This window comes from Bacillus sp. FJAT-25509, from assembly GCF_001420605.1.
In the GTDB taxonomy this organism is placed as follows: Bacteria; Bacillota; Bacilli; order Bacillales; family Bacillaceae_G; genus Gottfriedia.
In genome coordinates, this window is the sequence record NZ_LJIZ01000003.1 from 1 (window position 1) to 26,321 (window position 26,321).

Below are 26,321 nucleotides of genomic sequence, written 5' to 3' on the forward strand. Positions count from 1 at the left end.
CCCTATAGAATATAGGGTTAAGGCTGCTTAGATAATGTACCTTTTATTTAAGTGTCTACTTGACAGGGGTAAGACCATTATAATAGGTCTTTTTTTATTAGAAAAACATATTTCCAATCAAAATTTTCATCAAATTTTCATAAAACTTTTATATAATAATTTCCGATCAAAAAAATGGAGGAAATTTTAATGAACTACTCAATATTTAAATTAATAAATAATTTTGCTGGAAAATGGCCGGCATTAGATAATGTAATGATTTATTTATCTAAAACTGCCATTTTAATCGTAATAGCACTTTTATGTTATTTATGGATTCAAAAAGGTACCGAGCGTAAGTATACAGCTTTTTATATCGCTTTAACACTTATTTTAGCACTAGGCGGTAACTTTATAATCCATCAATTTTATTATCACGCACGACCATTTGTGAATCACCATGTGACGAAACTGATTTCACATTCATCGGATTCATCTTTTGTAAGTGATCATGGAACATTAGTATTTTCTACAGCTCTTATTTTATTGCTTAGAAAAGATCGTTTAGGTATGGTTTCACTTGTGTGGGCGATTTTAGTTGGTATTTCGCGTATCTTTGTTGGGGTACATTATCCATTTGATATAATTGGTGCATTTATTTTGGCTAGTATAGTAGCGATTATTGTTTTAAAAACATCATCATTAACGGAACCATTAATGAAAATATTATTGAAAATATACGAAAGAATAATAAACAAGTTACCATCTAATATGAAAAAGAAATTAAGTGCCTGATTAAGAACTTAATAGAGGAGACTTCTTTTGAAAATTTTATTTGCTGAAGACGATCAAAAACTTGGAAAAATGACAACCCATTTGTTAAAAACACAAACTCCATTTCAAATCGAATGGACTACTAATGGAAAACAGGCATTGGATTTAGCTACTCACTATGATTTTGATTTACTTATTTTGGACTGGATGTTACCTGAAATAAGTGGTTTAGAAATATGCAAAAAGCTAAGAAGAGGTGGATTTAAAGGACCTATCTTAATGTTAACAGCGAGAGACAGTATTAATCATCGTGTTGAAGGGTTAGAAGCTGGAGCGGATGACTATTTAATTAAACCATTTGATTTTAGTGAACTTGCCGCAAGAATTAAAGTACTCAATCGAAGAAATTTTGCGCCACTTCAAGATGAATTAATCACGATTGAAGACTTAACATATAATCGGACAAACTTTAGTTTAAGTAGAGGTAATGAACAAATAATTTTGACTCAAAGAGAATTACAATTATTTGATTTATTAGTAAAAAATAGAGGGATTGTGCTTACTAGGGAAGTTATTTTTGAAAGAGTTTGGGGAATTGAATCTGAGGTAACAAGTAATGCTGTTGAAGCGTATGTAAAAAATCTAAGAAAAAAAATTGATCTACCATATCAAAAAACCTATATAAAGAGTGTTAGAGGTGTTGGATATACAATCGAAAAATGAAATCTCATTATTTCATCAAATTAGCAAGCGATTAACATTTTTCAATCTTAGAATTTTAATGATTTTCATTATTTTATTTAATATTTCAGTAGGAAGTGTATTGTCGTTTTATATTTATTTAGATCAAAAGAGTGATCTAATTACAGTATTAAAGGAAGAAATAAAAGAAGTAAAAATGAATGCTGCATCTCTAGGTCCAAATGATGATATTACTCAAAGAAAACATAAACGCAAAAATGTTTATTTTAATTATTTTTTAAATAAAAAGAACGGATTTGAAATCTATGATGAAACATCACCAGGGTATACAAAAGATATAGAAAAAGTTTTAAAACAGATTAATCCTAATCATAATAAAGTATTTATTAAACGAATTAGTCCTCATGATAAAGAAGAACTAAATTTAATGATTGCTGCAGAAAAGGTATATGATTCATCCAATCATTACCTCGGTACAATTTATAGTGGTAAAGATTTATCGTCAGTTATTTATTTAATAAAGCAGTTTATCAGTATCTCATTTCTACTCTCAATTATCTTTTGTTTTATGGCGTACTACTTCGGCAAGAAAATTACAAATCAGGCAATGGAACCAATTATTTCATCTTATAAAGAACAACAAGAATTTGTGGAAAATGCTTCACACGAACTTAGAACACCGTTATCTGTATTACAAGCTGGTATAGATGTATTAAGCGTTGAGCAAGATCGCTTATCTGATTTCGGTAAGGAAACCTTAACCGATTTAAAAAAGGAATTAAGTGATACGCGTAATCTTGTCCATCAATTACTGTTTCTTGCAAGACTTGACCAGAAACAAATCGCCAAAGTTAATATTGAAGAATTTAGAATTGATGTCTTTTCGGAACAAATTCAAAAAGCATGGCAATATAAAGCATCAGAAAAAAATCAAATAATACAGCTATTAAATGAACAAAAATTTATTGTTAAAACGAATCAAGAAAGTCTAAAACAATTGATTAATATCTTTGTTGATAATGCGATTAAATACTCACATGAGGACCGTACAATTTCGTTAAATTACTACGTGAGATCAGAAAAAAAAACAAACTATTTCTATTATGAAATAAAAGATAATGGTATTGGAATTGCAAAAGAACTACAAGACAAAATATTTAATCGGTTTTATCGAATAGAAGAGCATAGATCAAGAGATGAAGGTAATACAGGACTCGGGTTATCGATCGCAAAAACGATTATTGAGTCTTTAAATGGAGAAATTATTGTTAATAGCGAATTCGGAAAGGGTAGCAGTTTTAAAATTAAAATTCCGATTTCAAATTTGTTTCAAATTAAGAAAAACATATAGAGAAAATTTTAAGGGAGTTAGAGTATATGGAGATAATAAAAAATTTTATTGATCTCATATTGCACTTAGATCAACATTTATTAACTTTTGTGCACAACTATGGGGCATTAACATATATCATCTTATTTTTCATTATTTTATTGGAAACGGGACTTGTTGTGACACCATTTTTACCTGGAGATTCATTAATTTTTACAGCAGGTGCACTTGCATCCTTACATTTATTAAACTTTTTTGGATTATTAATCCTTTTCATAATCGCAGCTAGTTTAGGTGATTCTTTAAATTATTTTATAGGTAATAAATTCGGAAGTAAATTAAGTAAGAGTAATAAAATAAATACAAAATACATTCATGAAACTGAAAACTTTTACAAACAAAAAGGGCCTAAATTTATTGTACTAGCAAGGTTTATTCCGATTGTTAGGACATTTGCTCCATTTGTAGCAGGAATCGGTGAAATGAACTATACAAAATTTATTTCATATAACATTTTCGGAGCAACACTATGGGTTGGACTGATGGTTTCGATTGGTTTCTTTTTTGGTAATATTCCAATTGTTAAAAATCATTTTGGGATCTTAACGATTGGAATCATTCTTGTTTCAATTATACCAATCATTATCGATGTTCTTAAAAAATTAAGTAAGAAAAGTAAATTGTCACAAAATTAATCAATTTTACTAAAACATAATGCAATTTTCATTAAATTTTCACTTTTATTTTGTACATTAGTTGTATAAAAAAGGGGAAATTCAAAAAATGGATAGTGCTATCTTCAATTTTCCTTTAATACTTGAAAGGAACGAATCAAAATGATTAGTAATTGGATAAAAAATAAATATGAGAGAAAATTAATTTATATAGCATTAGTAATTTCGATTATTCTTTTTATCATTGCAGGGTCGAAAGTCTCGCATCGAACTGAATTATTAACGAATTTGGGACCTCATATACAAAATGGCATACAACATGGTTTTCATAAAATTAATCCTTTAAAAATGTATGCGAAAGATAAGGGATCCCTTGGTAGAATAGGTGTATTTGCGGGATTTATTCTCTTTCCACTTTATTTTTTAATTAGATTTAAAAAATTAAATGACAAAAAGCAATTTAAGAAATACTTAGGTAAATTATTGAAATGGTGCAAGTTAATACATGTCCCAATCTCGTTAATTACTTTTGCTTTAATTACGGTACACTCTGTGATTATGACTTTTTTTGAATGGAAAACAGATGCTGTTTATATTTCAGGCGTAATAACTTATTTGCTCTTAGTCCCACTGGGGATATTTGGTTTTTTAAGATATAAACGTAAAGATAAAAACTGGCATTACTATCTTTCATTTACAGTAGTAATCTCAATGTTAATTCATACATTCGTTTAATTAATTTGTCTATTCAAAAGAGGTTGATTAGTATGGTATTGCAGCCTAAAATACTTGTCGTTACATCGAGTTTTGGAAATGGGCATAAAGAAGTATCAAAAGCGTTAAAAAGTGAGTTTGAACATATTAACCTTAACGATGTAACAATTATTGATATATATGAAGAAGCATATCCAACAATAAATGTATTTGCAAAAAGTATTCATTTGCAATTATTCCAACATGCCCAAACAATTTATAAATGGTTCTTCTATGGAACTGAGAAATTATTCAGTACAGTCATTTTTGACAGGCTTTTAGAATTATGCGGAAAGAATATAAAAAGTATTCTTCAAAAAGAGAAGCCTGATATTATCATTACTACATTTCCAGTTGGATCAGTAGCAAAATGGAAAAAATATTCATCACATCCTTGTAAATTATATACAGTTGTTACCGACTATTATATTCACCGTTCATGGATTCATAATGAAATCGATCGCTATTATATAGCAACGGAAGGATTAATCCATCAAATGGTGAATTTAGGCGTTTCATTATCGAAAATATTTGTAAGTGGTATACCTCTTCGCCAAGAATTTAAAGAAATAGATTTCTTGAATGAAGATACAAGTAAATCGAAATCAAACGATCAAATCTTGATAGTTGCTGGGGCAGTTGGATTATTAAAGGACGTAGAAAAAATGGCCAAGCAGTTACTTACTGAAACAAAGCTTAATGTAGCTGTGGTATGTGGCTATAATCGCATACTTTATAATAAATTAAGTAAATTAAATGAAGAATACGAAGACCGACTACAAGTATTTGGATACGTAAATAATATACGAAATTTGTATAAAAAATCTGATCTCTTAATTACGAAGCCGGGTGGTATTACATTATCAGAATGTATTGCATGTAATTTACCGACAATTCTATATAAACCGACACCAGGCCAAGAAAAAGAGAATTCCCGAATATTTGAAAATGCTGGTGCTTCAGTTACAGTAAAGTCGTTAAATGAATTAACTTTTTATATAAATCGAATTCTTTTCAAATCAAATCATTTAGAACAAATGAAATCATCTTTAACTGCATTAAATAAAGGATTTAGTTCACAATTAATTGTCAATGATATTTTTAGTTCAATTTCTTAGAAGATTTATGACTAAAAACTTTATAAATACTTAAAAACACCACAAGGTAATGAGTTCCTTGTGGTGTTTGGTTTTGAATGAATAAATAACTAATGATCAATCCTAACAAATTGATATTGGTTTTGTAAACAATGTTCAATAAATTTTTCTAATGCTTTTATTGTATGAATAGGCGCATCTTCATCTGCACCTAATGTATCCCCATTATCATGTAATAAAATAATTGATCCTGGTTTCGTTTGATTTAACAAACGAGTATAAATGCCATCACTACCTTCTTTACTACTCCAATCATTTGCCATTACCGACCATAAAATAATTTTAAGCTTTTTTTGAAATAGGAGAGGTAGTGAAACTAACCCCCAAGGCGGTCGATAATAAAGTGGATCACTGTTCGTTATTTTCTTAATAATACTTGCAGTCTTTTCGATTTGATTTTTTATGTATTTTGGACATAGAAACCAATTACATTTATGTTTATAATTGTGTATTCCGATTAAGTGACCATCTTCATGTATTCTTTTAATGATCGTAGGATACTTTTCTGCCGCTGAACCTAATACAAAAAAAGTTGCTTTAATTGAATGACTTTGGAGTAAGTCTAAAAGTAAATTCGTATAAACTGGATGTGGACCATCATCAAAAGTTAAAGCAATCCGTTTCTGACTTATAGAAGAAACTTGATGGATAGAAAAGAATTTAAATAAACGTGTTAGTAAACTCGGGATTGGTCCATATAGAATAAATACAAATAATAGTAACCCCCCGATTATGATGAAAATTCTAAGCATATATTCTCCTTAACTAACTATAAATAAAATGATAATATAATTTTATTATAGTCCAATTTACTAATTGTTGGTAATTAAAAGAAGAAAATATTATGATGAAATAAGAATATACTAGCGAAAAGTGATTACGGGATAATATGAGAAAGATTATATCGATCAAAGGCCCAATGGCTGGCGGAAAAACAACACTTGCGAAAAGATTAGAAAATCAATTATAAAATTTTCGAGTAATCTATGAAAATCCGTATCCAATTCTTCAAATTAGGAATAATTTAAAACTTGATTTACATACATTAGAAGGGTTTATTAAAAATCAGCATTTATTATTGATGTAAATGAAGTCTCTTACAAATATTAACTTATAATAATTTTTTAAGTAATTGAATTTCACTTTAGTAAAAAGGGTTTAAACCTATTACATAGAATTAATACAATATGCGTTTCAAATTTTCCATTTTTAACTAATGATGTTTAAAAATGGTATTGAAATAAATACACAAAATTGAATCAATCTATTTGTGTAAAGAATAAAAATTTTGAGGTGAACAATATGATCGTAGTTACAACTGAAAATATTGAAGGGTATAAACTAGTTGAAGTAAAAGGACCTGTATTTGGAGTAATTGTACGTAGTAGAGGACTAGGTGGCGATATTTTAGCTGGTCTAAAAAGTCTTGTTGGTGGAGAAATCAAACAATACACTGCAATGCTTGAGGATGCGAGAAAAGAAGCGATGGATCGAATGACAAAAAATGCTAGTGAAATGGATGCAAATGCAATTATCATGATGCGCTTTGATTCAGGTGAAATTGGGCAAAACATGAGTGAAATTGTCGCATATGGAACGGCTGTAGTAATCGAGAAAATATGATCGGAAAACCTTGAAATTTCAAGGTTTTTTTTTTTACTTTTTATAGAATTAAATATAAATAAAAAAAGTGTAAACAAATTCACGGACAAGCTTACAAGGAAACCGTACGAAAATCCCCATTAAGAAACGCTTTGCTTCAACTTATTCAAATTCCTACAATCAAAGTGCTTATATATAGCAATAAATCTAAAAGATTAGGAAATAGTGATTTAAAAAAATGAAATTGACGTAATTAATCAAGAGACACTTTTCATAGTTATGTAAATGCACTTGACTTATCGTATAGTATAGAAGTAGTTGAAATATCAGATGAAATGATAGTTGAAGATATTGACGTTCTTCGTAATGAACTAGATTTACTTGCTTTATCGCTATCCATCCTAAATTCTCTACTAAACTTTAGGGTTCACTAAAACCAAATATAGCCATTAATAGTACTGGAATAATAGTGATTGCTATAACGAAAAGCAATATAATTAGCATTCCAATATATTTTAAGAAGCCTTTTTCATAAGACTTTATTCCTAATAGACCAAATACAATACTTGTAATCATAAAAGCAATCCCTGTGAAGAAAAATATTTCTATGACGACTTTTTCTCCGAAAGTTGGGGTTTTAGAAATATAATAACTCACTATGAAAAATATAATTCCCACAATACTCAAAGCGGTTGACCATACCCCTTTTTTTAACGAAGTCAATGTAAATCCCCCTCCTTTGCTATAAGGCTAAGAAAAAACCTTAAAGAACCTGAAGTAAATAACAATTTGTTTATCTCTGCAAAAGCATCTCCCTCATTTAAAGCGAACCTGTATTGTATAAAAAAATTCAATTTTTCGTTCTTATTTTATCCGATAAGCCATTGTCATTAATGATTTTTATTACAGAGATTTTTCCTTTTTCTTTTGAATAGAAGTAGGCTTTACCTTCTACATTTACAGTTTTTTCTTCATCTTTCTGATAGCTGACTTCTGCTATAAAGGTATAACGAGTTGAATCAATCTCACTTTGCTTAATTGAAATCTTTTTAACACTTAACTTATATCCATTATCATAAGCAAAATTCGAATATTGACTAAGAATTATTGAAACGAAGGGATCGAGGTAAGAATCTGTAATGTATGCTCCATATACCTCTGCTACATATTTATCGAACATTGGGTTTTCTTCTTTTTTATTTATAACAGTCCTATATTTAGGATTCCACATTAGATCAATTAGCTTCTTATCTGGACCAGTAAAAAGGTGTTCAAGAACTTTTCTTATTGCTTTCTTTGATGTTTCAGAAGATGAAACTTCGGTGGATTGTTCATTTTTTTGTTTTGTTGTTTTGCTAGAATCAGAACAGGCAGTAAGCATCATTGTAGCTATAAGTATTATAGATAATTTCTTTATCATAATTTAATTAAATCTTAATTCTTTTAATCTTAGCATGATAATGAATATAGATTTGTCGAAAGAAGGAGAGAGGAAGTAAAATCCAGCTAATAGACCAACGATATATCGATTACTCCAATTTATATAATTATCTACTATTGTAGTTATAATTGTAGAAAAGGCACACATAAATATTCTTTGAGTAATACTCATTTTTACTTTGAAAATTTTCTTCATTAATTATCTCCTTTATAAATTTCTATTTTATTACTTCTATTTTAATAGAGATTAGTTCTTTTTAAAGCAAGTATGATAATAAGTAGATGGTGCGCTGGTTTTTTAGCAATTTTGCCGTACATAATATGTCAATTCTTAAAGCAACCATTCCTATTTTTCAATGTTCAATTAATTACATGAAAAATATGAATTTGTTGATTGCTAAATGAAAATAGAAAAAAACAAAATAAAGTTATTACTAATCCTCTTACGCAAATATATGGCTGTGAAAGGGGATTTTTTATTTTAAGCAAAGATAAAAACACTAAAAAAGTTAAGTATTTTAAAAATACATAAAGATTTTTGGTAAAAATCTAAAAATATTGAATTATTTTAGAAAACGTTTTCATCTATAATTAATTGCCAAGGAGGGTGAGAGATATTTGATTTTCAAAAAAATAAAAGAAAGGTGGAAACATAGTTGAAGAGTTTTAAAATTTGTACCTCAATCATTTTGGCATTATTACTAGTATTCAGCCAACTTGGAGCAACAGCTCGTGCATATAAACATACCGCTCCAAACGCTCTTGCATCGCCAGTAAACTTACAGATTCCAAAACTTGCATTTGACGAAGATAGTATCACACTTGTGTGGGAAAAGCCCAAGAACTATAGTGACATCGTAGATTTTAATGTCTATATGAATGGGAAGAAAATTGGTAGTGCTTCAAAGGATAACAGCGGCCCTGCAAAAGCTTATATCGATAATTTCTATAAAAATATTGATAAAGATAATTTCCACGTGGATATTCTTATTCATAATTTCACGGTTGAAAATCTTAAGCCAAACAAATCATATGAATTCTATGTAACGTCCGTTAATGCAGATGGTGTTGAGTCTGCTCATTCTAATATAGTTGTTGGAAAAACAACTAAAGTACCAAAGGTTTTCAATATCGTTGATTTTGGTGCAATACCAAATGATAAAGCAAAGGATACAGAAGCCATTCAAGCCGCGATTGATGCAGCTACACCAGGAGCAAAAGTGTTAATTCCAAAAGGTCAATTTATTTCTGGGGAATTATGGCTTAAATCTGATATGACGTTACAGGTAGATGGGTATCTCCTTGGTTCATCAGATCCTGAAGACTATAGCAAGAATTTCTGGGTATACGACTACTCTACTGATGAGCGCACTTACTCGCTAATCAATGCTCATACATACGATTACGGTAGCCTAAAAAATATTCGGATCGTAGGAAAAGGAACGATTGATGGCAACGGCTGGAAAAAAGATAAAAATAATCCAACCATAGACGAACTTGGCAATGAACTACCACGCCTAGCTGCAGGAAATAACTCAAATGTAACTGGGAATGTAGAAGTAGTTAATGGAAGAATGGGTCCTTTAGAACTTGATTCAGTAAACACACTTGGTTTCTTAGCTGCAAAGCAATCTTATGCTGCTCAAGAGTTAGGTATGGACGAAAAATCCGCTTATAATACCCGTTCAAATTTAATCACGATACGTGGTGTAGACGGTATGTATTATGAAGGAGTCACGCAGCTTAATCCTTCCTTCCACGGGATCGTAAACCTTCACAGCAAAAATATCGTCGTAAATGGAACGATTTCCAAAACATACGATGGAAATAATGCTGATGGATATGAGTTTGGTGATTCCCAGAACATCATGGTCTTCAATAATTTTGTTGATACAGGAGACGATGCCATAAACTTCGCGGCAGGTATGGGACAAGCGGCTGCTGATGAAGATCCTACTGGAAATGCCTGGATTTTTAATAACTATATTCGCGAAGGTCATGGTGGAGTGGTATTAGGTAGTCATACAGGGAGCTGGATCCAGGACTTTGTTGTGGAAGATAACATTATGTATAAAACTGATGTTGGTTTACGCAGCAAAACGAATACCCCGATGGGTGGTGGCGCTAAAAATATCCTTTTTAGAGATAATGCGTTAGAAGGCATTGATGGGGATGGTCCATTTGTATTTACTTCTGCATATACGGATGCAAATACGTCTATTCTTTATGAACCAGCCAAAGAAATCTCGCATTTTAAGGATATCGAAATTCTCAATACAACCGTTCGTAACCAAGGAGGTAGTAATAAACAATCCATTCTTGTGACTGGTAATAACGACGTCGGAGAAGTGTATCACGAAAATATTTCATTTAAGAATGTGAAATTTGATAATGTCTATTCAGTCAATATGGATTATGCAAAAGATTTTAAATTTATTGATGTATCCTTTACAAATGTAAAAGATAATAATGGAAATCCTTGGAGAATTAAAAACTCTACAGGCCTTGTTTTTGAAAATACGACAGCGGCTCCTGAAGATACTGCTGAAAAACCAGTCTGGTCAGAAAATTCTGCTGTCAAGGCACTATCTTCTGCTGATGGAAAGAGTGCGACAATAACTTGGAATGCAGCAAGCGATAATATAGGTGTTACAGGTTACACCATCTACAAAGATGGCGTAAAAGTGGGTACTAACTATACCACAACTAATAAAACAAGTTTTACATTAACCGGGTTAGCTCCGGCAAATGAGTACACGTTTAAAGTAGAAGCTGACGATGCAACAGGAAATCGTACTTCGAATGGTCCTGAAATCAAGGTTACAACAAATGGAGAAGCAGACAAAACAGCCCCTTTACTTCCAGCCAATACAGAAATTAAAGAACCAACAACGACGATCTCTGCTAGTGATACATTTAGCGGTCAGGAAGTAAATGCTGTGTATCCCGGTTTTACATGGGCTTCCGTAGCCTGGGAAGCAGCAAGTGATGAAACTGGAATTGCAGGTTATAATGTGTATGCAAATGGGAAACTTAATGGATTTGCGACAACCAACAAGTTTACACTAAGTGATCTTCAGCCAGGTAAAAAGTATAATGTAGAAGTGGAAGCAGTGGATTTAGCAGGAAATAAGACGCCTTATAACCGTTCACTCGAAATCGAAACAGCTGCTCCGTACGCGATTGGGTCTCCATCAATTACTGGCAAGCTAAAAGCTCAGATTGGTTTGGATGGAACTAGTGTGTACCTCTACTGGAACAAGGCATCCGCCATTAATCAAGATGTCATTGGATACCGTGTTTATGTAAACGGAAAACCGATCAAGCCTGATGGAAGTGAGTTTACACCAATTAATGCAGAAATGACAACAGCTAAAACCTATTATCGAGTGACGGGCCTTAAAAAAGGTCAACAATATACATTTAAAGTGGAAGCAGTGGGACAGGGAATCAAATATTCGAAAAGAGAACGTTTATCCGATGTGATTCCAAACGGTCTTGAAAAGGTTCTAGGATATCGATGGAGTGGCTTTGGGCCAAGCGAAACAGTTCACACACGGCCAGGTAAGGATTTTGAAAATCGCTAGATAGTCTTTGAAAGCATAACAGTATAATGATAAGACACTAACAGTCTAAATCAGTGTAATATTTAATGTTATTGTCTTACAAAATACAGGGAGTGAAGTAAATAAAACTCCCTGTTTCCGTTGATGCATGGGTCCATGTGGACTTACCGAAAGGAGTTATGGATATTACACATTTTCAAAAGCTGGTTCAAAAGAGTTAGCTGCTTTTGTTCTAAAAGAAATTGAGTAATTGTATTTATTGCTATTAAGTATCCATCTTTAAATAAGGTAGGTTTAATACAGCATAAAAAAAACGGTATTAAGTTATCAAAAAAAGTGACTGAAGCTGATAAAAAGGTAGGTTAAAAATGGTTAATTCAACGGCACCTAGTATATATAATATCAAACAATTTGGAGCAATCAGCGATGGGGTAACCAATAATAATAACGCTATTACTCTGGCTATTGAGGCATGTGCAGAAGCAGGGGGCGGAACTGTTTATGTACCAGCCGGACGATTTCTTACTGGAGCTATCATTTTAAGAAGCAATGTTCATTTTTATTTAGAGGCTGGTTCCATTTTAGTATTCAATCCGGATAAAACTGATTACCCAATCGTACATTCCAGCTGGGAGGGAGTATCTAGGGAAGTCTATTCCTCTTGTATTTATGCTGAAAATGCTGAAAATATATCGGTAACCGGTTATGGTACGTTGGATGGCAGCGGGCATTATTGGTGGAATATTTTTCAGAAGAATGAAAATCAATACCCGAGGCCGAAGCTCATTAGTTTCGATCATTGTAAAAATGTCTTGATATCAGGGGTTAAACTCACGAACTCGCCAAGCTGGACCGTTCATCCTTTTTGTAGTGAAGACATCACAATTCACAATATTCGGATTGAAAATCCCAGCGACTCTCCAAATACGGATGGGATTAATCCGGAATCTTGCAGAAACGTTCGCATTTCTGATTGTCATATTGATGTCGGTGATGATTGTATTGCCATTAAGTCAGGTACTGAAGAAACAAAAGAGCGTATTCCTTGTGAAAATATTACCATTACCAATTGTACAATGATTCATGGGCATGGCGGAATCGTGTTTGGAAGTGAAATGAGCGGAGATATTCGAAATGTCACCGTAAGCAATTGTATTCTAGAAGGTACAGACCGGGGAATCCGAATGAAATCAAGACGAGGCCGGGGCGGTGTGATTGAGGATGTACGCATCAATAATATTATCATGAAGGGGGTCATCTGTCCTTTTATTGCCAATTTATATTACAACTGTGGTCCAAATGGCGAAGAAAAATATGTGTGGGATAAAAATCCATACCCGATTACAAAAGAAACACCTGTGTTTAGAAGGATCCATTTTGCAAATATAACTGCCCGTGACGTCAGTGCAGCAGCAGGTTTTTTATATGGTCTTGCGGAAATGCACGTAGAGGAAATCACGTTTGTAGATGTGACTGTATCAATGGCTGAAGATGCCAAACCTGGATTGCCTGCGATGATGGCGGAACTTGAACCAATGAAGCAAAGAGGTTTTTATTGCTGCAATGTTACTGATATTAAATTCCAAGGGGTAACAGTTAGTAATCATAAAGGACCGGCTTTCTATATAGAAAACGGCCATGAGATTGAAATGGAAGGTTGCAAGTCCAAAAGATTCAAATCTACTGACCCACTTTTTATATTTAATAATGTAAGTAATATTTATTAGTCAATTTGAATTTCTGTCAATTGCCTGTCTTATTAACAATTAGGCAGGCAATATTTTTTTATGGTACGCTATTAAAATATCAATTTCAGATTCGTTATAATTCAAAATAAGAGTTAAAAAACAAAGTTGAAGTAAAAGTATATTGTTAGATAAAGAAGGCAGCTGCTCATAGCTGCCTTGTTTATCATCTACATTTAAAAAATATTTAAAAAATTATGAATATCTAAAAAAATCAAACAAACGCCTAAAGATATTGGATTCTTCGTGTAAGCGTTTTCGATTAAAATGAAAAATAAGAAAGGAGGATCCATTCAATGAATCTAAGACAAACACTGGAAGTATCAGTAGTTTCTACTGAAAAAAAGAAATCAATCAAAAAATTTAAATTACAAAAGTGGATACCTTATTTGTTTATTTTGCCATCAACACTAATGATTGCAATCTTTTTGTTCTACCCGATTGGGACGGTGTTCTATTATAGTCTTCAAAATTATGATATATCCGCTCCCTTTTATGACGGTTTTGCCGGGTTAGACAATTTCAAGAAGATTTTTACGGGGGATAAATTATTTCTTCCAAGTTTGATAACATCTTTTAAATGGGTAGTTTCTCAGGTAGGCTTACAGCTAATTTTTGGTTTATTTGCTGCACTACTTCTCAATCAAAAGTTTAAATTTAGAGGGATGGTAAGGGCGGCTGCATTTATTCCGTGGGCAATTTCTGGTGTATTAGCCTCTGTAATGTGGTCTCTTATGTTTAATGAACATATGGGTGTAATTAATGATTTATTTATCAAATTAGGGTTTATAAGTGAAAACAAGGCATGGCTTGCTGATAGCACTACTGCTTTTACATCGGTCGTTATTGCAGAATTATGGAGAGGGATACCATTCTTTGCAATTACTATACTCGCTTCACTTCAAAGTATTCCAGAAGAACTTTATGAGGCGGCAAAGATGGATGGTGCTGGAAGAGTTAAATCTTTCTTATATGTGACACTACCATCTTTGAAAAATACAATTGTCCTGACAACTTTACTACGTGTGATTTGGGAGTTTAATAACGTTGACCTTCTTTTCAACCTCACTGGCGGAGGGCCAGCACACAGTACTACTACTTTAACGATGTACATTGCTGAACAGGCCGTTCACGGATCAAATTTTGGATATGGTTCAGCACTAACTGTAGTTGCTTTTGGTATATTACTACTTTTTGCCATTATCTATTTACGAATAACGAGATATGATAGGGAGGGGAACTAACTTGAATAAACAAAAAAGAATTGACCGGCTTCTGACATTTAATCTGCCACTTCTGGTTATGCTGGCTTTTACACTCTTTCCATTATATTGGACTATTAATACGGCCTTTAAGCACGAGGGAGACATCGTCAAACGGCCGCTTGGATACATACCAGCTTCTCCGACAATCGATAACTTTGTAACAGCATGGACAAATGTAGGGTTTTCAACTTACTTTAAAAATAGTTTAATAGTTGGTGTATGTACTGTTTTTATAGTATTAATACTATCAACTTTATCTGGTTATGCATTAAGCAGATACAAGTTTAAGGGGAAGCGAGCATTCCTACTTATGCTTTTATGCACTCAGTTTATTCCAAGGTCCATGTTGATTATTCCTTTGTTTATTATTTTTAAGCATATGGGGCTAATCAGTAACCCGCTTTCTTTAATTATTACTTATGCCGCAGTTGAGATCCCGTTTACGACAGTATTAATGAATGGTTTTATATCAAATGTTCCACGAGAACTTGAGGAAGCAGCGATGGTTGATGGTTGTAACAAGCTGCAGGCAATTCGCTATGTAATCTTCCCGCTCTTGGTTCCAGGAATAGTAGCAACAAGTGTATTTACCTTCATTTACACTTGGAATGAATTCCTGATTGCTTTAATGCTCACAAATCAGCAAGGTAAATTTACACTCCCAGTCGGTCTAAGCTATATGATGGGTGAATTCAATATAAACTATGGTGCACTGGCGGCCGGTAGTGTAATCGCTTTAATCCCGGCAGTTCTTATGTTTGCCTATGCGCAAAAGCACTTGGTTAATGGGATGGGTGGAAGTGTTAAAGGTTGATGCAAGGTTTAAAATGTTGTTTTTATAACTAATAAACTTCAAATAACAGAGGGGGATTTTTGTGCACAAAAAGTTATGGAAAACGGTTGCAACTACATCAATAGCTGCTTCATTGCTTCTAGCAGGATGTAGTTCCAGCACTAATAATGAAGCGAGCGTAAAGGGAAAGAAAACAGATCCAAATGAAAAAATTAAACTAACGTTCTGGGATGAAAATGCCGGACCGCAGCGTACACCAATCTGGGAAGAATTAATAAAACGATTTGAAGAGAAAAACCCTAACATCGATGTTGAATATGTCGGGCTGCCAAAGGATTCTGCAAAAGCGAAATACGATGCATCCATTGCGGCTGAGGATACTCCTGACGTAGGTAGCGTGCAGACAAGCTGGCTTCCAGAGTTTGCGCTGAGAGACGCATTGCTGCCATTAGATCCGTATTTCAATAAGTGGGAGGATAAAGACAAGATTAATAAAGGGGCAATCGACTTCAACAAAGAAATCGTTGCAGATCACAAGTTATATGGAATTCCTTATACGCAAAACCTTGATATTCTTTGGGTTCGTCCTGATTGGTTCAAGGAAAAAGGGACAAAAGTTCCTGAAACATGGGATGACTTCTTTACTGCCGTTAAAAATCAAACAGACAAAGCTAACAAACGCTATGGTTATACGATCCGAGGTGGAGCTGGAGGATCATTCCAATTACAGCGTTTAATGTTTGCATACTCGGGTGAAGAAGATTACATAAAAAATGGTAAAAGTACAATTAACAGCAAAAAAAATATTGAATTTTTAAAGAAGTATTTCGGATTGTATAAAAAATATACTCCTCAAAGTGATATCACAAATGGATATAAAGAAATGATTGCAGGCTTCGACACAGGTGCAGTTGCAATGGTTCAGCATAACATTGGTTCTTATGGCGAACATAAAGAGGCATTGCAGTCAGATCAATTTCAGGCTATTCCACTTCCAAAAACTGCTGATGGTAAATATGTAGCAGAAGGCGGAAATACGATTGGAATCAGTGTATTCAAAGGGACGAAACACGCAGAAGCATCTTGGAAATTTGCAGCATTCTTGAACTCAAAGGACAGCCAATCTTATTGGAACCAGCAGGTTGGACAGATTCCTACGAATTCTGACGTGTTGAGTGAGCAATGGATAAAAGATTCACCACATATCCAAACAGCTTTCAAAGTTTATGATGATCCAAATACCATTCTTTACAAGCCGCCTTTCTATTTGCCTGAATACCGATCCATTCTTGATACAATAGTTGATCCAGGAACACAGGCAGTATTGAGTGGAAAAATGACGGTAGAAGAATTCCTTGACGAGTGGTCAAAAGCGATTGAAGACGCTCAAAAGAAATACGATGAGCATTTCAAAAAATAAACATTAAACATAAAGCCGTCTAGATACTACTTTCGAGACGGCTTTATCTCTTCTATAGGAGATGAATTGCATTAGCTACCTTGGAGACAAGAGGATATGTGGATTAGTAGGCCAGTACTTTGGATTTACAACTAACATTTAATTGTGTATATACTTTTTATTCGTTAACAATACTTAATTTTATTACTCATTACATAGTGTCGAAATCATTGGGTGTATTATTTAATATATTTTTAATCCACAGCGAGACAATTTTCATAAATATTCGAAAAAACAGGGGGTATATTCATGAATTATTCTGAAACCAAAACCATAAATGTAACTGCAGAAATTGCTTTAAGTATGGCTGAAAAAGCATCAAGAACTGTAATGAAAACATTCAGCCCAAAAGAACTACCTCCAGCAAATGTGTGGCATTATCATCAGGGGGTATTCCTTTATGGGATGCAACGTGTTTGGGAGATAACTCAAAACCAAGAGTATTTTGAATATCTTAAAAGCTATATTGATAATTTACTAGATTCAGAAGGCAATTTTCTATTCGAGAGGGACCAACTAGATTCGATTCAAGTAGGTATTTTGTTATTTCCTTTAATGAAAGCGACGAAGGATCAACGTTATAGGAAAGCAGCCGATAAACTAAGACATTTATACGATACATTGAATAAGACTAAAGAAGGTGGTTTTTGGCATAAAGACAAATATCCATATCAAATGTGGCTCGATGGTTTGTTTATGGCTGGACCTTTTGCCTTAATGTACCAGAATGCGACTAACGAACAAGGACTAGATGACATGGTCTTATACCAAGAAAAGCTAATGCGAGTAAATATGAAAGATGAAAATTCGGGTCTTTTTTATCACGCTTACGATGAAAGCAAAAGAATGCCTTGGGCAAATCCTGAGACTGGTTGCTCACCGGAATTCTGGGGACGATCGGTTGGCTGGTATGGCACAGCACTAATTGATATTCTCGATCTTCTTTCAAAGAATCATAGCGGAAGAGTAGAATTAATAGAGTCACTGCAAAGTCTTATCAAAAGCATTGTCAGTTTTCAGGACGAAAAAACGGGATTATGGTATCAAATCGTAGACAAAGGAAATCAAGAAGATAACTGGCTTGAATCTTCATGCTCTAGCCTATTCGTTTATACAATTGCCAGAGCGGTTGAACAAGGATATGTGGGGAAAGAATACATTGAAACCGCCATCAAAGGATACAAGGGTTTATTAAATGAGATGATTGAAGTCGATGGTGATTCATTGACGATGAAAGGAATCTGTATTGGAACTTCTGCAGGTGTGTATGACTACTACGTTTCCCGTCCAGTTTCCGAAAATGACCTACACGGAGTAGGTGCCTTTATTTTAGCAAGTGTGGCATTAGTGAAAATGATAAAAAAATAAATTAAAGATTTTATTACTAAAAGTCATTCGACTCAAACAGTTCTGCACTGGTAAACTAAAATAAGCTATAAAGAAACCCATAAAATTTTATGGGTTTCAGCCATTTAGTAATGGAAGTTTTTGGATGCGAGGGAAGATTCATTTACCAGTCGAGAAAAATAATGTATTTTTAAAATTAAGACTTATAGTAGAAAAGGAATGGAGTGGAAGTTGGAGATTATAAACGTTTCCTGTTATTGTCTATGAGAAATAAATTCGTCGTATTTATTAAAAAATATTTTTTATATTCCTTACGATCCACGATCATTTCGTTATTTTTGCCAGTTATCATCTTTTTTATAGCATTTACAGGATGGATTTCCTATCACCTAGCTGTGACCCAACTAGAGGAAAACGCTTATAAAAATGTTGATGATACAGTATTCCAGACCAAATCCTATTTAGAAAACAGACTTTATGATGTGTTCGAGCAGTTAGTTGCTTTCTCGAACGATCCGAAGACATTGGACTTGATAGATTCTGAATTTTCTGAGGTCGACCCTAATGATTACGTTCAAATGAACAATTCTTTGAAAGTGATCCATTTAACGTATAACACGATAATTGAATCAATCTTAGTTGATATGCATAATGGTGAATTTTCTTTATATCGGAGTGATTTCCGGAAGAATTTTAATCAGTTTCCCTATAAGAAATACACTGAAGAATATCGTGGCAGCAAACAAGGATTTTACTGGCATAATGAGCATCCCGATGATATTTTTGCCAGTAAATCAGAAGTGGTAAGTGTGTTTAAGTTGATAGGTAACGAGCACACAAAAGCAAATGGTATATTGCTATTTAATTTACGAAAGAGTTTTTTTGAAAACGTTTTAAACAAATCATTGATTGGGGACCATGGCTATCTAACTCTTGTCAGCCGGGATGGTACGTTTAATTCAAAAACAGTTTCAGACGAATACCGTTTGAGTCCAAAGGAATTAAGCTTTCTGCAGTCATTACAGGATGAAAAAGGGCGATATGAATTTAAAAATGCATTTGGAAAGAACATGACGATTATCTACGATACCATTGGTGTGAATAAGTGGAAGGTGGCCGCTGTTTTTCCAACGGATGAGATATTAAAGAAAGTCAATTATATAAAATTTGTAACAGTTATCATTATTTTAATCTTAACAACAATTGCTATTTTAATTGCAAATTTTTTAGCTAAATACATTACTAATCCAGTTTCTACCCTAGTCTATCAAACAAAGCAAATCAATGAAAATAACTTAAATATTAGCTTTTCGCATAAAGGTCCTAGAGAAATTGGAATTATGAAAACAGCATTAGACGATTTATTGGTTAAAATTAAAACGCTCCTTGCACAAATTAGATTAGAACAGGATGAAAAGCGACAACTTGAGTTCTCGATTATGCATGCACAAATTAATCCACACTTTCTATATAATACTCTTTACTCGATAAAAGGCTTATCTGACATGGGAATGAATAAGGAAGCCAGTAGTATGATCACAGCACTGTCCAATTTTTTTCGGATTAGTATTAGTAGAGGGAAGGAAATTATCAGTTTAGAAGAAGAAATTGCTCATATCCAGAATTATCTAATCATCCAGGAAATGAGATATGGAGATGATTTCTCTTATGAAATTATGATCAATCCAAGCCTATTAAACTTTAAAATTGTTAAACTAACCTTGCAGCCTTTGATAGAAAATGCCATTTATCACGGAGTAAAACAAAAAAGAGGTAAAGGAACGATTTTTATTAAGGGATATGAAATAAACGGTATAGTATGCCTTGAAGTAATTGATAATGGCTTGGGGATTGACAGTGACAAATTAAGGATTATTAATGAAGAACTGCATAGCAAAGGGAGCAATTCTTCGACAATTGGAATTGGTCTTAGAAGTGTACATGAAAGAATCAAACTTCATTTTGGAGAAGATTATGGGTTATCAATTGAAAGTGTTGCAGGAGTTGGTACAAAGACTATGGTAAAAATCCCAAAATCACGGGGGGACTAAATAAATGTATAAGGTAGCAATAGTAGATGACGATCGCATTATCCGAAAAGGTTTATCTAGCATTATACCTTGGATGGAACATGGATTTGAATTGGTTGGTGTAGGTGCGGATGGCGAGCAAGGTCTGGAAATTATTAAAGAGCATGATCCGCATATTGTCATTTCAGATATTCAAATGCCCTTTATGGATGGACTGGAAATGACTAAAGCAATCAAAGAATATAATCCCAAAACAAAAGTCATTTTGTTAACTGGCTATGAGGATTTTAAATATGCTCATGAGGCGATTAAATTAAAGGCTTATGATTATCTGCTAAAACCAGTAGAAACTAGTGAATTAATTGAAAAACTTAAACAGGCATCATTCGAATTAGGGCTTGAACTGCAAAAGGAAAATCAAATTAACGAAAGTCAATTTTATATCCAGCAGCAGTTCCTTAAAAGGTTAAGCCTTAACGAATTTATTAATGAAGAAATAGATAAAGAGTTTAATAAACTAGGTATAAAACCGCGAGGGACACTTTTAGCTGCATTGTATGTCAAAATGGACCAAATTGAATTTGGTCCTCAGACAGAGATTGAAGCTGTGAAGAAAAGTATAATGATGCATTGTAGTAAAATACTTGACATATTTAAACTGCAAGGATGTGTTGTAAATGCTGAATCCGAGCATTTCGCTGTCTTTCTATTTGGGTCGGATTTATCAGAAGAGGATTTTACTAGTGCCATTTCTTCCGTAACACGAGAATTCCTTTCTACTGTGCAAAAGGAGTTTCATACGACAATTACTATTACAAGTGGAAGAATTTATGATGAATTGGCAGACATTAACTATTCCTATCGAGAGGCATTAAAAGCGATGGACTTCCGTCACATAGTCGGGATAAATAAAGCTTTTTCTATTGAATTTATTGAATCGGTAAAACATGAAGAAGTGGCGGATTCTTTAAAAATCGAAGAAGAATTATTTCGGTATATTTCATTTGGTCTTCCGGAAAAAGTGATGGAGTTATTAGAAAATGAAAAAAATGAGCTATTGTCAACTAAAAGAGTATCATTGCAGGAAATAGTTTTATTTGGTGTCAGAGTCATTAGTTTAATATTACATGAATCTTCTAAAATAGCAAAAAACTGGGACGTTACGAGGTTTAAAAACATTGAGAAAAGAGTAGTAAAATTGCAAACAATTGATGAGATTTTTTCCGAAATAAGAATAATTTCTGTCGATTTAGCCGAGTTTGTAAAGCGATTAAATGGAAATCAAAAGCATACACTTGTTGATAAGGCAATTGACTTCATTCTTGAAAATTATCACGTAGCCAATTTAAGTCTCCTATCTGTTGCAGAAAAAGTTCATGTGAGTTCAGCCTATCTTAGTAATCTTTTTAAAGTTGAAAAGGGATTTAACTTTGGAGATGTTCTCCTTGAAACGAGGATGAAAAAGGCTATGGAGCTTTTTCAGAAAACCGATTTGAAGACTTATGAGGTTGCTGAAAAGGTAGGTTACTCTAATCCACAATATTTCAGCAGTAGTTTTAAAAAATATACAGGTTATTCTCCAATCGAATTTAAAAAGCTGAAATAGGCATATTATTTTGGTTGTTATAGAAATAAATATAAATAACCCAATAAATTAACAGAGAGGGAATTGAAAAGGGGTGGGAAAATTACCTTGTCAAAGTTTTTTAAGAATTCCACTTTTTTCAGCATACTGATATTTTTTATTCCATTGGCTTTATCTGCAAGTCTTACATCCATTTCGCATGTCATTATCAATGGGACATTGAGCCGTACCAACCATGCTGAAGTTATAATTGCCAATTATGCGATCGCTTTCTCTTTATTTGGTATCCTAGAACGGCCGGTTTTGGTTTTTAGGCAAACGATTTCAGCCTTGGCAATTGGAAAAGCTTCCTTTAATAAAATTGCAATCTTTTTTATCAAGGTGTCGCTTGTCATAACAGCTCTTTGTTTATTAATTGGCCTTACTAGGCTTGGAGATTTAGTGTTTAAGTATGGTTTTAATTCGAAAGCTGAATCTATGGATTCTTTGAAGTTTACTTTTCTTGTTCTTTCAGGCGTCATATTATTTTCCGGGCTCCGGTGCTTATATCAAGGAATGATTATTAATAAGTTGGAAACAAAATGGTTAACCATAGGCGTTGTTATTCGGTTAGTAGGTATGTTTGCTGTGGCACTTTATATGAACTTATCTAACCATGCCAATAATAGTAGTGCAGGAGCAATTATTTTTTTAACTGGAATGGGTATTGAATGCTTCATTAGTGTCTGGAGAGGTAATTCGATTGTTAGAGAAAATAATAATGAAACTGAAACACCTTTAAGACAAAAAGAAATTTCTGCTTTTTATTTTCCTTTAGTTTTTTATTTGTCGTTTCAAACCTTCTTAATCCCCATAATTTACGCGTTTCTTGGCAAAATTCAAGATGTTCATTTGGGGATTTCTTCCTTTGCATTGGCTTTTAGCATTACGAATCTTATACTGAGCTTTTTTATGTACACTCATCAAATTGTCCTGCAATTTTATGAAAAAAACAAACGAACGGTTTTGAAATGTGTAATGGTTTTCAGTATTGTTCCGTCTGTCCTTCTAGTTATTCTATGTTTTACTTCTGCAGGCCCTTGGTTTATGCGAACAGTGTTAGGTGCTAACATGGAATTGGCAGCTGAAAGTCTGAATGTATTAAAATTTTTTATTATCAAGACCTTGGTTTTCCCATGGGTGGATTACTTCGGAGGCATTCTCATGCTTCAAAAAAGTACAAAATCATTGTTAAAACCTCAAATTTTTAACATGATTGCCGTGGTCCTAGTCATCATTCCATTAGTATATTTGAATCCGGCACTAAATGGTAAGTCTGGTGCTATTGCAGCCTCAACAGGTGAACTAGTTGGTTTGCTTGGAGTTTACTCGGTTGTAACCCGTAGGCAAAAGATCAACCAAGTGGCAGAACGGAAAACGATTTAATAAATTAACGAAAATGTTAACGTTAACATTTTTATTTACATACGTTGATACATTTGTTAGACTGAAAATACAGAAAATTGTTAACGTTAACAAAATGAAGATAGGAAGGTGCTCGAAGTGGAAAAATTCATGGGACCAAATTTTTTATTGAAAAATGAAATCGCTAGCTCATTATTTCATGATGTTGCGAAGGAATTGCCAATTATTGATTATCACTGCCATTTAAGCCCAAAAGAAATCTATGAAAATAAGAAATTTAAAAATATTACAGAAGCATGGCTTTATGGTGATCATTATAAATGGCGGGCTATGAGAGCAAATGGTATATCCGAGGAATTTATAACAGGTAACGCAAGCGACTATGAGAAGTTTCTGGCGTGGTCAAAAACGATTCCAATGACAATTGGTAACCCACTTTATAACTGGACGCATTTAGAGCTTCAACGGTATTTTGTTATTCATGATGTCCTAAACGAACAGAGTGCGCCTAAAATTTGGGAGAAAGTAAATGGATTACTGAATGGGGAAGGATATTCGGTTCGTGAATTAATTGTAAAGTCTAATGTACAAGTAATTTGTACAACAGATGATCCGGTTGACAACTTGGAATACCATATATTATTAAAGAATGAGAAAGATTTCCCAGTAAGTGTTGTACCTGGATTCAGACCTGATAAAGGACTGGAAATAAATCGTGAAGGTTTTCTAGATTGGGTCGAAAAACTGAAGGAAGCTTCTAATCTTCAAATTGACACGTTTAAAGAGTATCTTGCAGCGTTAGAAGCCAGAGTAAAGTTCTTCCATGAATCGGGTTGCACTGTTTCCGATCATGCATTAGATTCCATGGTATATGAAGAAACTTCCTATGAAGAAGTTGCCCAGATTTTTGAGCAAAGGTTATCTGGCATCGTGGTTACATCGGAAGCTGAAAGAAAATTTAAGACATATACACTGATCTACCTTTGTAAGCTTTACGCAAACCTAGGCTGGGCGATGCAATTCCATATTAATGCTCATCGGAATAACAATACGAAAAAGTTTAACCAACTTGGACCTGATACAGGTTACGATTCAATCAATGATGATCAAATCGCCAAACCACTAGTAAGGATTCTTGATTCCTTAGATCAAGAAGGAAAGCTTCCTAAAACAATCATTTATTCGTTAAATCCAAATGATAACTTTGTGATCGCTAGCATAATCAATAGTTTTCAAGATGGTATCACTCCTGGGAAAATTCAATTCGGCACAGCATGGTGGTTCAATGATACCAAAGATGGTATGCTTGACCAGATGAAGGCGTTGTCTAATGTAGGTCTCTTTAGCAAGTTCATTGGAATGCTTACAGACTCTAGAAGTTTTTTATCCTACAATCGACATGAATATTTCCGAAGACTGGTATGTAACTTGATTGGAGAATGGGTAGAGAACGGTGAGGTCCCTTATGATTTGGAGTTGCTTGGAAAAATTGTCCAAGGTATCTGTTATTATAATGCGAAAGACTACTTTAATTTTAAAATCGTAGAACCCAGTTCGGAACTTAACTTAAATTATTAAAATGAATTTTTGCTAAAGAGGTGGAAGTAGGTCTGAAGAGGCTTTAATTAAATGGGTTGATGTTAAAAAGGAAGGTTAGAAAAATGGTAACAATAAAAGATATTGCTAAGTTAGCCAATGTATCACATACAACGGTGTCGAGGGCGCTTAACAACAGCCCTTTAATCAAAGAACCAACTAAAAGAAAAATTCTTGAAATTGCCTCTCAGCTAAACTATACACCAAATTTTAATGCGAAAAGTTTGGTGATGCAGAAATCGTATACAATCGGATTATTTTTAACGAGTATCAGTAAAGGTACATCAGCAAGTTTTCTGGCTGATACGATTAAGGGTGTAAATAGCATTATAAACCAGGATTATAACTTATTCATTCGTGGTATTGATGATTATCAAGATTTTTCCAGTATAAATTCTCAAAGGTTTGATGGAATTATCTTAATGAGCCAAAGCGTCCATGACAACACATTTATCTATCATGTATTGCAAAAGGGTATTCCTCTAGTTGTCCTTAATAGAGAAGTTGAAGAAGATCATCTTATTAATATTTTAAGTAATGATTCGGAAGGTTCACGTAAGGCAGTAGAATACTTAATAGATAATGGTCATCGTGATATAGCGATTATCGAAGGAACACCGAGTTTTAAATCAGCACAAAAGCGAAAAGAAGGTTACATGAAAGCATTAATTGATCATAACATTCCCATAAAAAATGAATATTCAGTTCAGGGGAATTATGATATGGAAAGTGGATACCAGGCAATGGTAAGGTTATTGGGTTTGAAGAAGCCTCCAACTGCTGTATTTTGTTCAAATGATGACATGGCTATTGGAGCAATGAACGCAGTATTTGCGCAAGGATTAAAAGTTCCTGATGATCTTTCGGTATTTGGTTTTGATGATATTGGATTCTCACAATATACTACGCCAAGACTTACGACCGTAAAACGTCCTTTAGAACAAATTAGCATTCATGGTGCGAAAAAAATGCTTTCGCTTATACTTGGTGATGAGCAAGAGGCTGAAAAAATTCTCTTAAAAACTGAATTAATCATAAGAGACACAGTAAAAAGATTCGTATAATTTACCCCTAGATTTATAGTGGGGTATATCCAAAAATGTTAACGTGTGCATGAAAG

Annotated in this window: 23 protein-coding genes; 18 read left to right on the plus strand and 5 right to left on the minus strand. The window is 33.4% G+C overall.

Features of this window, described 5'->3' with window-relative positions:
- Positions 1 to 189 precede the first annotated feature (189 nt).
- From AN960_RS00400 to AN960_RS00425, 6 genes are all read left to right on the plus strand, one after another.
- Positions 190 to 774, plus strand: a complete 585-nt coding sequence (locus AN960_RS00400) for a phosphatase PAP2 family protein (protein WP_056465384.1) — start codon at positions 190 to 192, stop codon at positions 772 to 774.
- A 27-nt stretch (positions 775 to 801) separates the two neighbouring features.
- Positions 802 to 1,476 (plus strand): response regulator transcription factor, encoded by a 675-nt coding sequence (locus AN960_RS00405; protein WP_056465387.1) that lies wholly within the window; start codon positions 802 to 804, stop codon positions 1,474 to 1,476.
- Between the two features lie 100 nt (positions 1,477 to 1,576).
- On the plus strand, positions 1,577 to 2,806 hold the full coding sequence (locus AN960_RS00410; RefSeq protein ID WP_172795379.1) for a sensor histidine kinase: 1,230 nt from the start codon (positions 1,577 to 1,579) through the stop codon (positions 2,804 to 2,806).
- Between the two features lie 26 nt (positions 2,807 to 2,832).
- Entirely contained in the window at positions 2,833 to 3,480 is a 648-nt protein-coding gene (locus AN960_RS00415) for a VTT domain-containing protein (protein WP_056465391.1), read from the plus strand.
- A gap of 141 nt (positions 3,481 to 3,621) precedes the next feature.
- Positions 3,622 to 4,194 (plus strand): hypothetical protein, encoded by a 573-nt coding sequence (locus AN960_RS00420; protein WP_056465393.1) that lies wholly within the window; start codon positions 3,622 to 3,624, stop codon positions 4,192 to 4,194.
- A gap of 32 nt (positions 4,195 to 4,226) precedes the next feature.
- Positions 4,227 to 5,330 (plus strand): MGDG synthase family glycosyltransferase, encoded by a 1,104-nt coding sequence (locus AN960_RS00425; protein WP_056465395.1) that lies wholly within the window; start codon positions 4,227 to 4,229, stop codon positions 5,328 to 5,330.
- 89 nt (positions 5,331 to 5,419) lie between these two features.
- Here AN960_RS00425 and AN960_RS00430 read toward each other — a convergent pair whose 3' ends face one another.
- On the minus strand, positions 5,420 to 6,121 hold the full coding sequence (locus AN960_RS00430) for a polysaccharide deacetylase family protein (RefSeq protein ID WP_056465397.1): 702 nt from the start codon (positions 6,119 to 6,121) through the stop codon (positions 5,420 to 5,422).
- 550 nt (positions 6,122 to 6,671) lie between these two features.
- On the opposite strand from AN960_RS00430, the gene AN960_RS00435 reads away from it, so the two are divergent.
- A complete protein-coding gene (locus AN960_RS00435) occupies positions 6,672 to 6,992 on the plus strand; it encodes a YbjQ family protein (RefSeq protein WP_056465400.1) in 321 nt (106 codons plus the stop codon).
- 256 nt (positions 6,993 to 7,248) lie between these two features.
- Here the strand turns inward: AN960_RS00435 and AN960_RS24955 are convergent, their stop codons facing one another.
- The 4 genes from AN960_RS24955 to AN960_RS00450 all read right to left on the minus strand — a co-directional run bounded on the left by AN960_RS24955 (position 7,249) and on the right by AN960_RS00450 (position 8,607).
- Complete coding sequence (locus AN960_RS24955; RefSeq protein WP_286131522.1) at positions 7,249 to 7,371, minus strand: hypothetical protein; 123 nt, start codon at positions 7,369 to 7,371, stop codon at positions 7,249 to 7,251.
- A gap of 20 nt (positions 7,372 to 7,391) precedes the next feature.
- Positions 7,392 to 7,694, minus strand: coding sequence for a hypothetical protein (locus tag AN960_RS00440; RefSeq protein ID WP_056465403.1), 303 nt, complete (start codon positions 7,692 to 7,694; stop codon positions 7,392 to 7,394).
- Between the two features lie 127 nt (positions 7,695 to 7,821).
- On the minus strand, positions 7,822 to 8,391 hold the full coding sequence (locus tag AN960_RS00445; protein ID WP_056465405.1) for a hypothetical protein: 570 nt from the start codon (positions 8,389 to 8,391) through the stop codon (positions 7,822 to 7,824).
- A gap of 3 nt (positions 8,392 to 8,394) precedes the next feature.
- On the minus strand, positions 8,395 to 8,607 hold the full coding sequence (locus tag AN960_RS00450) for a hypothetical protein (RefSeq protein WP_056465408.1): 213 nt from the start codon (positions 8,605 to 8,607) through the stop codon (positions 8,395 to 8,397).
- Between the two features lie 460 nt (positions 8,608 to 9,067).
- On the opposite strand from AN960_RS00450, the gene AN960_RS00455 reads away from it, so the two are divergent.
- The 11 genes from AN960_RS00455 (at position 9,068) to AN960_RS00505 (ending at position 26,265) form a co-directional block, all read left to right on the plus strand.
- A complete protein-coding gene (locus AN960_RS00455; protein ID WP_056465410.1) occupies positions 9,068 to 11,998 on the plus strand; it encodes a fibronectin type III domain-containing protein in 2,931 nt (976 codons plus the stop codon).
- A 347-nt stretch (positions 11,999 to 12,345) separates the two neighbouring features.
- Positions 12,346 to 13,704, plus strand: a complete 1,359-nt coding sequence (locus AN960_RS00460; RefSeq protein ID WP_056465412.1) for a glycoside hydrolase family 28 protein — start codon at positions 12,346 to 12,348, stop codon at positions 13,702 to 13,704.
- Between the two features lie 314 nt (positions 13,705 to 14,018).
- Entirely contained in the window at positions 14,019 to 14,966 is a 948-nt protein-coding gene (locus AN960_RS00465; RefSeq protein WP_056465414.1) for a carbohydrate ABC transporter permease, read from the plus strand.
- Positions 14,947 to 15,801 (plus strand): carbohydrate ABC transporter permease, encoded by an 855-nt coding sequence (locus AN960_RS00470; RefSeq protein ID WP_056465416.1) that lies wholly within the window; start codon positions 14,947 to 14,949, stop codon positions 15,799 to 15,801. The genes AN960_RS00465 and AN960_RS00470 overlap by 20 nt, the downstream gene beginning before the upstream one ends.
- A gap of 61 nt (positions 15,802 to 15,862) precedes the next feature.
- Entirely contained in the window at positions 15,863 to 17,200 is a 1,338-nt protein-coding gene (locus tag AN960_RS00475) for an ABC transporter substrate-binding protein (RefSeq protein WP_056465418.1), read from the plus strand.
- 288 nt (positions 17,201 to 17,488) lie between these two features.
- Positions 17,489 to 18,607 carry a glycoside hydrolase family 88/105 protein gene (locus AN960_RS00480; protein ID WP_056465419.1) on the plus strand — a complete coding sequence of 373 codons (1,119 nt, stop codon included), beginning with the start codon at positions 17,489 to 17,491 and terminating at the stop codon, positions 18,605 to 18,607.
- A 203-nt stretch (positions 18,608 to 18,810) separates the two neighbouring features.
- Positions 18,811 to 20,637, plus strand: a complete 1,827-nt coding sequence (locus tag AN960_RS00485) for a sensor histidine kinase (RefSeq protein ID WP_156339575.1) — start codon at positions 18,811 to 18,813, stop codon at positions 20,635 to 20,637.
- Positions 20,638 to 20,641: 4 nt separating this feature from the next.
- A complete protein-coding gene (locus AN960_RS00490; RefSeq protein ID WP_056465423.1) occupies positions 20,642 to 22,222 on the plus strand; it encodes a response regulator in 1,581 nt (526 codons plus the stop codon).
- A gap of 87 nt (positions 22,223 to 22,309) precedes the next feature.
- The gene (locus AN960_RS00495) at positions 22,310 to 23,626 is read left to right on the plus strand and encodes a hypothetical protein (protein ID WP_056465425.1); all 1,317 of its coding nucleotides are present in this window, start codon (positions 22,310 to 22,312) and stop codon (positions 23,624 to 23,626) included.
- Positions 23,627 to 23,755: 129 nt separating this feature from the next.
- Complete coding sequence (gene uxaC / locus AN960_RS00500) at positions 23,756 to 25,183, plus strand: glucuronate isomerase (RefSeq protein ID WP_056465427.1); 1,428 nt, start codon at positions 23,756 to 23,758, stop codon at positions 25,181 to 25,183.
- A gap of 59 nt (positions 25,184 to 25,242) precedes the next feature.
- A complete protein-coding gene (locus tag AN960_RS00505; protein WP_082459350.1) occupies positions 25,243 to 26,265 on the plus strand; it encodes a LacI family DNA-binding transcriptional regulator in 1,023 nt (340 codons plus the stop codon).
- The last annotated feature ends 56 nt before the right edge of the window (positions 26,266 to 26,321 follow it).